We start from the raw sequence: 9964 nt of genomic DNA on the forward strand, positions 1-9964 counted from the left end.
AAGAAATAGCATACGATAAAGTGTCCCAAAACGGCGTAAAACAGACAGTAGTGCTTAGTGAAATATTTAAAAACTATTACGAAAAAACACAAAAGCCGATAATGATAACAGAATGGTCGTTTCCAGCATATGATAGTGGTTTACCGTGTACGTACGGAGCGGGAATGAGAGTGAGTACACAGCTGGAAAGAGCACAAGCATTTGAGATCTACCAAGAAGCCCTGTTTGACATGTCATATTTAGTAGGTTCGGAATTTTTTATGTGGGTAGACCCGCCCAAGACCGGCTTGAAATCAACTTATAAATTAGATACGAATTATGGACTGGTCAATGAAAAGGATGAACCCTATACGGTTGTGACCAATGCGGCAAAACAAGTGAATGATAATGTGTATCGTATTCGTAAGTAGTCCGAAATCTAACTGAATACCGGTATTGAGTAAAAAAGAATGCAATGAACTTATTACTGATAATGGCAAACCTGTTGAAAAGCAGGGACGCAAAGCTAGAGGGCCTGTAAAATGGCAGCCAGCTACCAAAAATGAAGTTTTTTTATTTTCCAAAAAATATTTAAGTAAAATATAGAAAGGTGGAGAAGAATGATGAAAGCGTATGTAAAACCAAGTTTGGAGTACATTGAATTAAGAGCGGAAGAAAGCCTGGCCTGCACAGCATCGACAACAATTGAAATACCAGTACCTTCTGATCTGGGGAATAACGGTAATCACAATGGCTGGGGCAAAGGTAATGGTAGAGGCAGGCATTAAGAAAAACGCGTAAAAGGGATAGTACAGCTTGCGAAAATATGGTATGATTTATTGGACCTGTCAATATTAGGCAGGTTCATTTCCTTGAGAAGGGTTGATCGTTATTAATTATTATTACTATCAAATTGCCGGGTTGACGATCCGAGTAGCTTCGGAGCGGCGGGAAGGTTTCGGATACTCGAAGCATTTGCAGTAAAATAATACCCGGAATTCATCGACCTGGAGATTGTGACAAGAGCAAGTAATTGCATTGCAGTTCCTCAAGGGAAGATCCTTGTAGATGACCGCGCCAAATGGGTTTGTATTTCTGATGGTGATTACCCTACCTCCATTTATTTGACGGACGATACGACCGGAAAAGTGATTGCGAGAGCTGATGCGAATGCGGACTGGAGCCGGGATGAGATAACGTATGCGGGTAATGAACAGATGATTAATCCGATTGTGTCCGGCTTCATAATGGAGATTTTATTTCACAATCGTTTGCTTTTTAAACACGGTTGGAGCGGATCGAAAACACTTTATTTCAATGGATCTGCGCCTTTGCAAGCCATCGTCTTACTGGAGCAGGCTCCGGAAAATCAGATTACACGGATCCCCGTAGCACAGGCTGCAGCCAAGATCACCCCGCGGTGTTTTTTGCCGTATTATGATCAAAGCATCATGGCAATGTGCTTACATACGTTGTCTGAGGTACTTTCAGGTGTAGGCGTATACAGTCTGAAATGCCGTCCTGACAGGGAGGCAGTGGAGATGTTGCAGCATTGTCTGGTCCATTAAGGTGACAAGGATATATTTTGAACAGTATATGGTTGAGGTAACAAATGAAAAGCAGCATCATAAGAAGAATAATTGGGACAGTTGGCTTGTTTATTGTGCTTGTGTTTCTAGTCTTCCTTTCATGGAAGCTAAGCAGTCAGACAGGAACGCAGTCGAATCATTTAAGCATCAGGATCGCTGATCAGATGATTGATTGGCTGGATCGGTATTTTGATCTGGACAGAGGAGATATGTTTTGGAAAGTCACCTTTAATCAACTGCTCAGAAAGGCAGCTCATTTTATTGAATATGCACTCATTGGCACCGTTATGTGCATCATGCTGAATATCGCTTTTAACCGTGTTGTGCCGGCAGCTGTGTTTTCGGTATTGCTATCCCCGCTTTTCGGGATCATTGATGAATATCATCAAAGATTCTCTGCGATGCGCACGTCGCGGATCCTGGATATTTGCATCGATACTGCGGGGGTTTTGACGGGTGTTCTACTTGTCACGCTTTTATTTGGAATAGTTCATTATATTAAAAAGTTGAAAAGACGGATCTGGGAACTGGAACAGAGAAATAAATGAAATTTTTAAAAATAATTGTATGTTTTTTTAATTCTATATGGTAATATTTAGTTATTATGCGTATATGAGGAGTGATAGTAATTGAAATTAAAAGAGGGATTCTTATTACGCGAAGTAGCCGGTCAATGGGTTGTTGTGCCACTGGGTGAGCGCGTTGTTGAATTTAATGGCATTATGACACTCAGTGAAAGCGGCGCGCTTCTGTGGGGGAAGTTGAAAGAGGGTACAACCGAGGAAGAGCTTCTTCAGGTTTTGATGGCGGAATACAGCGTTGACGAAGATATCGCCAAGAAGGATATTCAGGAATTTATCCAAAGCATTAAAGATAAAGGATTGATTGAAGCGTAGTAAAGTGAACGCTGATAAGGAGATTTCTGTCTGATGGCAAAAACTTGGAATGAGCTCTATCTCAATTTGGCATTGGAGAGCAAAAAAAGAAAAGAGTTTATTGCTTCTTCCTTTGAGCTGACAGCAAGGTGCAACTTGCAATGTAAGATGTGCTATGTGCGTTATGCCGCGAATGATAAACAGGCCAAAGCAAAAGAGTTAACAACAGAACAATGGGTTCGATTGGCTGAAGAGGCCCGAGATGCCGGACTGCTGTTTCTTACGCTGACCGGCGGAGAGGTGCTGTTACGCAAGGATTTTAAAGAGTTGTATGAAAAATTGATGAACTTGGGTTTAATCATTAAAATATTCACCAACGGAACACTGATTACGCCGGAATTTGTCAATTGGCTTTCCAGAATTCCGCCGAAACTTGTGAGTATTACGTTGTATGGTGCTTCCCGTGATACCTACAAGAAAGTAACTGGATTTGCCGATGGATATGACCGGGCGACGCGGGCTGTTGATCTGTTAATGGACAAAGGGATCCCTACGGAGATCAAAACCACGGTTACACAATATAATAGAGCGGACTTTGACGAGATCCATAATTTTGCCCTGAAGAGGAAATGCGTTCTGGGCGTGGTCAATTATATCGCGCCGGTGCGTGAAGGCTGTAATACTGCTTCTTGCGAATGCCGCCTTTCTCCGGAAGAATTGCTGAATTTTGAAATCCATATGACGGAGAGAGGAAAGATCGGCTTTGACAACGAAATCATCGGGGAAACGGAAAAAACCGTGAATCCAAACGATGATGCTGTCGCTGAGGCAATGCGGGAAATCCTTGCATCAAAGGCCCAGACTGATGAAAATTTTGCCTTTCAATGTATGTCCGGATCTTGTACCGGCTGGGTGAATTGGGATGGCAGCATGGCTCCCTGCGGGATCATGGGGGAACCCAAAGTGTATCCGCTTATCTCCGGATTTCAAAATGCCTGGGTGGAGTTGAAACAAAAGTGTGCCCAGATCCCGGTCTGCAAGGCGTGCAAGGAATGCGAATATCAAGTACTATGTGAACACTGCCCTGGAAGACTGTATCAGGAAACCGGAAGCTATGACAAGCCAGCGCCGTATCTCTGTGAACTGGCGAAAAGAAGGACAGACTATAATAACCAAAAAAACAACTGAGTTCACTAATTGTTTCTATAAATATACAAAAAATAGGACTTGAAAAAACTGGAATCTGCGAGTATACTCCTTTCATAGGTTATTATTTGAATGGGGTGAAGAAGGATGAAGTGTTATTTTAAACCCGAGTTTCATTTTATTTCATTACGTGTTGAAGAAAGCTTTGCAGCTGTGGGAGTAGGAAGCCAGCAATGTACAACGACCGGGTCTTGCCCGGATAATGTGCCATTCTGTACATTTACTTATGGCGGAAAGGTTTTTACTGCTAACAACCAAGAATAGGATTTTTTGATTATTTACAATGTTAAGAGGTGATTATATTGAAACAGTATAATAAGCCAGAATTTGAATTTGTACAGCTCTCTTCTGAAGATGAGTTTGCTGTAGTGCAGCAAGGTTCTGTATGTGATTACGTAGGTATCTGTATTATTGACGGTGTACAGCCTAGAACGAATGCATAAGCCGAGCAGTACCAAATGGAAGTACGTATAGCATGTCCTTTGACGGATGTGCTATTCTGTTTTTCGATCCTGTTGTTTAAAAAGGTATACCTGCAAAAGGAGTGTTTTTGTTGCCCAAGTATCAAGTCGCAGGACTCGTCATTCACATGGATGAAAGCACCCCCGCTGAGCTGTTCGAAGGGCTAATTGACTACAATGTGTCGGAACCTCAGGCCGCTGATTTATGCTTTACCTATCAAACCAGTGAACAAATTGATTTGCCGCAAGGGGAAAATTTCTCTGACGAGAGCTCCGGTTATAAATGTATTAAAAAACCGAATGCAGCCGGGTTTTATTTTTATACAAGGAAATATGGCTCTGTGGGGGAAATCCTTGTACTGTTGGATATTGATGCCGCGTGGCGAAATGTTGGGCTAACCTGTGCAGCAATTCAAGAAAAAAATGAGCTGGAAGAATCCTATGTCCGAATGAAGCTGCGCCATACAGCATTTACCCTAATGGGGATTGTCTTCAGGCATGCCTTGTTAAAACAACAAGGACTGGTAATTCATGCTTCTGCGATAAAGTGGCAGGATAAAGCAATCATGTTTACAGCGCCGTCCGGAACGGGGAAGTCTACACAGTCCAGGCTTTGGCAGGAACATAAGGAGAATGTGCTTGTGTTGAACGATGACAATCCTGCTGTGCGGATTATGGAAGACCATGTGATTGTCTATGGAACCCCTTGGAGCGGGTCATCAAATATTAATACGAATGATTCTGCACCCTTGTCAGCAGTGATTATTCTGGAACAAGCAGCCGAGAATTCTATTCGTAGGATGGACCTCAGGGAGGCGATCATTCAGTTCATGCCAAGAGCTTTCCTGCCGTTTTTTGATCAGGAACATATGAACGAGGCGATGCGTATCTTTGAGAAAATAGTCTCTTCCGTACCGGTGTATTTGCTGCGCTGCAGACCGGATCAAGAGGCGGTGGAGTTGGTATATCAGTGCATCAAGTGAAAAAAGTGAAAGCCAATGGCTTGTTTCCTGTAGTCTCGGATCTCCTCAGCCAGGGACAGGATGTCAGACTTCCCGTATCCGGCAGCAGCATGGTTCCGTTTTTGCGGGATGCAATCGATAGTGTGGAATTCTCCCAGGGCAGCTTCGACCAGATTAAAAGAGGAGATATTGTCCTGATCCGCAGAATGAATAGCTATTATGTCATGCATCGGGTTCTTAAAAAGAAGAAAGACCATTTTTTCATGGTAGGGGATGCCCAGCAATGGATTGAAGGTCCGCTGTATCCGGAACAAATCATCGCTGTCGTTCCCGCAATATGGCGGAAAGACAAACGTATTCCTTGCTCTGATCTTAGGCTGAAGACACTGGTTCATATTTGGCTGATTCTCAGGCCTTGCCGATACTTCATCATGAAAGTGTACCGGAAAATCCGTAAATTAATATAGACAAGCCTCGGGCTTTTCTCGAAGCTTGTCTATATTATTCATTTCCTTGAAATCAGTTCACTTTTTCTAATTTTACAGCATCAGCGGCAGTATATCCTGGGGAAGAGCAGAGTATCTTGATGTATTGATCACTTCCTGCGGATAAAGCATAGGTGCCGATGAGGACCCAGGTACCGTTGCTTTCCTGTTGATTGACCGTTTTGCTCGTATCCATGCCACCGTTGTATTTAATCTCGAGGGGGGCGGCAGCTGGCCTGGTGGAATCTGCTGTCCATCTCATATAGAGTTGATAGTTTCCTGACTCGGTTATTGTCGGAACCCACATGGCCCATTTGCCTTGATCGGCTCCGACGGTACCGTCATTAAGAATGTTGCTGCCGTAATAGCCGATGGATTGTGTAGAGATGGTCCAAGTGGAATTGCTCATAAAGCTGCTGTCGGTATTGTCCACAATAATAGGGGCTGTAGCCGATGCAGGAATGGTTTGTGTGAGTTCAGCGGTTGATGGTGTTAATTCACTCGCTGAGGGATTGTTGGTTACGGGAATTAGGGGGATGTCCTGATAGGCAGAACTGGCTACCTTAAGGATATTGCCTGTAGAAGCGGCCACAGTTGCGGAATCGCAGCCTAGACCGAAGTAAAAGTCGCCATTCATTTCTTCAAAGGATCTGACAAAGGTGTCTGTATTAAAACGGAATACTTCGTCCCAAGTTTGAAGATCGGTGGTTTGGTAGACGACACTCGTGTAATTGCCGGCAGAATTTTTCACATTGGTTAACGCATACAGACTGTTGCCTCTGATGAGCAGATCTGCAGGGACAGCCGAAGTCTCAGGGAATATCACCTTTGTGGATTCATTGATGCTTTTGGCAATATACATAGAATCGGGAAGCCAGTGAGAGGTGGTGATCCGGTTATTTAGATATACAAGTTTATTTTGGAAGGTTGTAGGTTTTTTCATATAGTAGACGTAGGACGAAGTGAGGCCATTGGCGAAATTGGTTGAATAGATCTGTCTAGCGGAGCTGCTGTCAGTGATTCCAAGCATTGAGACATACTTGGTGTATGATGTCGTGATCGAAGTTGGCTTCATGTACATCATCTTTCCTGAAGCATACAGTGTTTGATTCAACTCAAAGAGGGAAGTGGCCCAGGAACCATAAAATGTAAAGCCAAGAGGAACCCGGCTGGTCCAAGTTTTCCCCATATCATTGGAGACAAGAACTTCGCCCCAACCTGTTTTACTGGTTCCGCAGGCTGCATAAAGCTGACCGTTATAGAGTGCCATGTCGAAAACATGAAGTGCATTCGGAATGGTTGCGTTTTTGAGCCATTGGTCATTATCTTCAAGGGTATAGAAATTGCCATTGTTCCAATCTCCCCGTGAATCGGTGCCAGGGATGTAGAGTTTGCCGTCCAGTACTTTATATTGGGCGATTTCCTCTTCATCAACGGTATATTGCGTGATGAATTTTTGGGCGGATGGCTCATAGTAGATGACCGGGATCGGACCGGCGTTCGTATTAAAATCACCATGGGCGAGATAAATACGGTTGTTATAGACCTGCATGTCCCAGACATTCTTGGCAAAAGTAGCTTTGTTGAACGGGTTTCCCAGTAATTCCACCTGGGGGGTTACATCTTTAACTGTAGTCGCAGCAGAAACCATTTTGTCGGTATGAACAGCGAAGCACGTGTTCACAATAAGTGTGAAGCTGAAGATTCCAGCGGCGATTTTTGTGATACGTTTCTTAATCATTGGTCTCTTCCTTTCCAAACTAGATAAAAATACAAAAAGCAACTGGTTCCCCAGCTGCCGCCAGCTTAGTTTTTTTATATTCATTCTAGCTGAAAAAACAGATGACTATATAAAAACTAATTTGGCAACTGGCTGTCATAGGGAATCCCCTTAGACCCTTTAGCTTTGCGCCACAGCCTTTCGACTGTTTTGCCTTGAGCAAATGTTTTGTAGATCATTCCTTTCATCTCCTATTTTATTCCCAGTTGGAAAATAACGCGATAATTTACGTTATTTTGTTAAATTTATGTATTTTTTGTAATAAACTTACTTAAAGTTACTATATCAAGCCGAATGACAAAATTCAATAGGATAAACGGACTAGGGTATTGGGATTTTGTCCTATTTAAAAAAAGATAATATCTTAGCGAATATTACATAAAAAGAATTATCAAGTAGAAATTTTAACGGAACTATGGCACTATAATAGTATGTTCCCAAAATATCAGGAGAAAAGAATGATTATTCAAGATGAAATTAAAAAAGGAATAGTTTTTGTTCGCTGGATAAAACCGGATGTTCTCCCCTTTCTTCCCAGGCTCATCGTCATTCTGCTGATTACTTCGACAGGGGCACTTTTCGGTGTTGCAAACGCCATACTCTCCAAGCATATGATTGACTACGCGATTGCAGGAGAACTGGCTTATGCCGGTATGGCCGGTGCTGCTTTAGGCGGTGCGATACTTCTTAATATCATGTTATCGATTGCCGGGTCACTGCTTTCTGTACGCGTCAGCGAAGGCTTTTCCAACGCCCTGAGGCAGCGTTTTTTCAAAAGGATGATGGTGACAGAATGGCTGCCGCTTTCGAACTATCATAGCGGGGATCTGATGACACGGTTGACAAGTGATGTCAATAACATCTCCAGTTGTATTATTAGTGTGATCCCGGGTATTGTGGCATTAGGCGTGCAGTTAGTGGGTTCTTTTGTAACCTTGCTTTATTATGAGCCGCGATTGGCAGTAATTGCGTTCATACTGGGACCTTCGACCGTGTTGTTCAGCCGGATCTGGGGCCGAAAGATGAAGAACTTGAATCATAAAGTGCAGGAATCGGAGAGTATCTACCGCTCGTTTATTCAGGAAGCCATCCAAAATTTCATCATTACGAAAGCGTTTCGGTTGGAAAACAGAAATACAGATACCTTGCAGGGATTGCATCAAAACCGTATGAAGTGGGTGATTCAGAGAAACAAGACGACCTTATCTGCCAATACGATCATTTCGCTGGGATATTGGACAGGTTACCTGGTTGCGTTTGGCTGGGGGATCGTCCGTTTGTCTCAAAAGGCAATCTCCTATGGGACATTGACTGCTTTTCTGACATTGGTTCAGCAAGTTCAAGGGCCTTTTGTCAGCTTGGCCAGGGCCTTTCCGCAAATCATCGCGATGCTGGCGTCAACGGAGCGACTGCAGGAACTGGAAAAGATCCAAATGGAGAGGCGGGAAGGGCAGGTCCCGCAAGAGAAGGATGTCGGTATTCGTTTCCGTCAGGTTAGCTTCTATTATTCAGATGAGAAAGAAAAACCGGTCTTGGATAAGATTTCGGTGGATATAGCACCCGGTGAGATGGTAGCCTTGGTAGGGTCTTCGGGGGTCGGAAAAACGACGTTGATCAGGCTTCTGCTGGCTTTGGTCAGACCTTCGGATGGCGAGGTCTATTTTACAGATGCGATCGGTCGGAAATATGAAATTACTGCTGTGACCCGGGATTGGATTACCTATGTTCCGCAAGGAAATACATTGTTCAGTGGGACCATTGCCGACAACCTGCGGAGCGGCAAACTCAGTGCGACGGCGGAAGAGATGGAAACTGCCCTTCAGGCTGCATGTGCTTTGGACTTTATCCAAGAGCTGCCGCATGGAGTCAATACGGTCATCGGAGAGGACGGGCATGGTCTTTCCGAGGGACAAGCGCAACGAATCGCGATTGCCAGGGCCTTCTTAAAAAAAGCCCCTGTGATGATTCTGGACGAAGCGACGTCTGCCCTGGACATGGAAACAGAGTTGGAAGTACTCAAGGCTATTCAAAATTTTAGCAGCAGGAGCACTTGTCTGCTCATTACCCATCGTCAGACGGCATTAAAGATGTGTTCGCGGATTTTGAAGATAGATAACGGAAATGTCTTCGTTGAATCAAAATTAAAATATTTACGACAAGAGGAGGATCATAAAGAAGAATAAAAATGACCGGCAGCTAAACCCTTTTCAGGAAAGCGATAAAATCTCTTCAATAACCGTTCGGTAGCTTGGCATTCATCAGTGGATGATTACAGGAAGACATTTCATGCACAATTTATCCTGGCTCCGTAGAAGTCTTGAACGCCTTAAAGCCTTTTGCAGCACTCCTAAAACTAACTTTAACGACTTTTGATACGGATGTGAAGTTTGACCAACATTTATGTTAAGAATATAAATATCTGGAAATATTTATTAATTTATGGCATTATAAGTATATAACTCGAAATTTAGCTTGAATATATAAATGATATTTTTATTTTGGTGAATTGGAAACCTGACTTCCAGTTTGCATTTGTAAATTCTAGTTCAGCACACCTGTTGCAAGAGTAAATTCTAGTCATCTAAAAATCCGCGATTTTCCGGAATTTACGATTCCAAACCGGAAGT

At 43.3% G+C, this 9964-nt stretch carries 11 protein-coding genes and 2 riboswitches; of the genes, 10 read left to right on the forward strand and 1 reads right to left on the reverse strand.

Annotated features, from left to right (window positions below; genetic code table 11):
* The 9 genes from OKX56_RS06695 to OKX56_RS06735 form a co-directional block, all read left to right on the forward strand.
* A partial coding sequence (locus OKX56_RS06695) for a hypothetical protein (RefSeq protein WP_287895965.1) occupies nucleotides 1-410 on the forward strand: 410 nt, incomplete at its 5' end.
* A gap of 54 nt (nucleotides 411-464) precedes the next feature.
* Nucleotides 465-540: riboswitch (cyclic di-GMP riboswitch) on the forward strand.
* Nucleotides 541-599: 59 nt separating this feature from the next.
* The gene (locus tag OKX56_RS06700; RefSeq protein WP_287895966.1) at nucleotides 600-767 is read left to right on the forward strand and encodes a hypothetical protein; all 168 of its coding nucleotides are present in this window, start codon (nucleotides 600-602) and stop codon (nucleotides 765-767) included.
* 228 nt (nucleotides 768-995) lie between these two features.
* Nucleotides 996-1547, forward strand: a complete 552-nt coding sequence (locus OKX56_RS06705; protein ID WP_287895968.1) for a hypothetical protein — start codon at nucleotides 996-998, stop codon at nucleotides 1545-1547.
* Between the two features lie 44 nt (nucleotides 1548-1591).
* Nucleotides 1592-2116, forward strand: a complete 525-nt coding sequence (locus OKX56_RS06710) for a VanZ family protein (RefSeq protein WP_025205857.1) — start codon at nucleotides 1592-1594, stop codon at nucleotides 2114-2116.
* An 81-nt stretch (nucleotides 2117-2197) separates the two neighbouring features.
* Nucleotides 2198-2464, forward strand: coding sequence for a PqqD family protein (locus OKX56_RS06715; RefSeq protein ID WP_025205856.1), 267 nt, complete (start codon nucleotides 2198-2200; stop codon nucleotides 2462-2464).
* A 33-nt stretch (nucleotides 2465-2497) separates the two neighbouring features.
* On the forward strand, nucleotides 2498-3631 hold the full coding sequence (locus tag OKX56_RS06720) for a radical SAM protein (RefSeq protein WP_025205855.1): 1134 nt from the start codon (nucleotides 2498-2500) through the stop codon (nucleotides 3629-3631).
* A 320-nt stretch (nucleotides 3632-3951) separates the two neighbouring features.
* Complete coding sequence (locus OKX56_RS06725) at nucleotides 3952-4092, forward strand: hypothetical protein (protein ID WP_158208299.1); 141 nt, start codon at nucleotides 3952-3954, stop codon at nucleotides 4090-4092.
* A 110-nt stretch (nucleotides 4093-4202) separates the two neighbouring features.
* Nucleotides 4203-5093 (forward strand): hypothetical protein, encoded by an 891-nt coding sequence (locus OKX56_RS06730; protein WP_287895971.1) that lies wholly within the window; start codon nucleotides 4203-4205, stop codon nucleotides 5091-5093.
* The gene (locus tag OKX56_RS06735) at nucleotides 5081-5539 is read left to right on the forward strand and encodes a S24/S26 family peptidase (protein ID WP_025205853.1); all 459 of its coding nucleotides are present in this window, start codon (nucleotides 5081-5083) and stop codon (nucleotides 5537-5539) included. The genes OKX56_RS06730 and OKX56_RS06735 overlap by 13 nt, the downstream gene beginning before the upstream one ends.
* 52 nt (nucleotides 5540-5591) lie before the next feature.
* Here OKX56_RS06735 and OKX56_RS06740 read toward each other — a convergent pair whose 3' ends face one another.
* Nucleotides 5592-7298: a golvesin C-terminal-like domain-containing protein gene (locus OKX56_RS06740; RefSeq protein WP_025205852.1), complete on the reverse strand. Its 1707-nt coding sequence runs from the start codon at nucleotides 7296-7298 to the stop codon at nucleotides 5592-5594.
* Between the two features lie 120 nt (nucleotides 7299-7418).
* A riboswitch (cyclic di-GMP riboswitch) is annotated at nucleotides 7419-7502 on the reverse strand.
* Between the two features lie 293 nt (nucleotides 7503-7795).
* Here OKX56_RS06740 and OKX56_RS06745 point away from each other — a divergent pair.
* Nucleotides 7796-9520: an ABC transporter ATP-binding protein gene (locus OKX56_RS06745; RefSeq protein WP_025205851.1), complete on the forward strand. Its 1725-nt coding sequence runs from the start codon at nucleotides 7796-7798 to the stop codon at nucleotides 9518-9520.
* Nucleotides 9521-9964: the final 444 nt, after the last annotated feature.

Origin of the sequence: Dehalobacter sp. (assembly GCF_030063005.1) — a bacterium.
Taxonomy (GTDB): domain Bacteria; phylum Bacillota; class Desulfitobacteriia; order Desulfitobacteriales; family Syntrophobotulaceae; genus Dehalobacter; species Dehalobacter restrictus.

Coding starts and splice junctions, on each gene's coding strand:
- OKX56_RS06700 (WP_287895966.1), top strand. CDS start 600: ATGATGAAAGCGTATGTAAAACCAAGTTTGGAGTACATTGAATTAAGA.
- OKX56_RS06710 (WP_025205857.1), top strand. CDS start 1,592: ATGAAAAGCAGCATCATAAGAAGAATAATTGGGACAGTTGGCTTGTTT.
- OKX56_RS06720 (WP_025205855.1), top strand. CDS start 2,498: ATGGCAAAAACTTGGAATGAGCTCTATCTCAATTTGGCATTGGAGAGC.
- OKX56_RS06740 (WP_025205852.1), bottom strand. CDS start 7,298: ATGATTAAGAAACGTATCACAAAAATCGCCGCTGGAATCTTCAGCTTC.
- OKX56_RS06745 (WP_025205851.1), top strand. CDS start 7,796: ATGATTATTCAAGATGAAATTAAAAAAGGAATAGTTTTTGTTCGCTGG.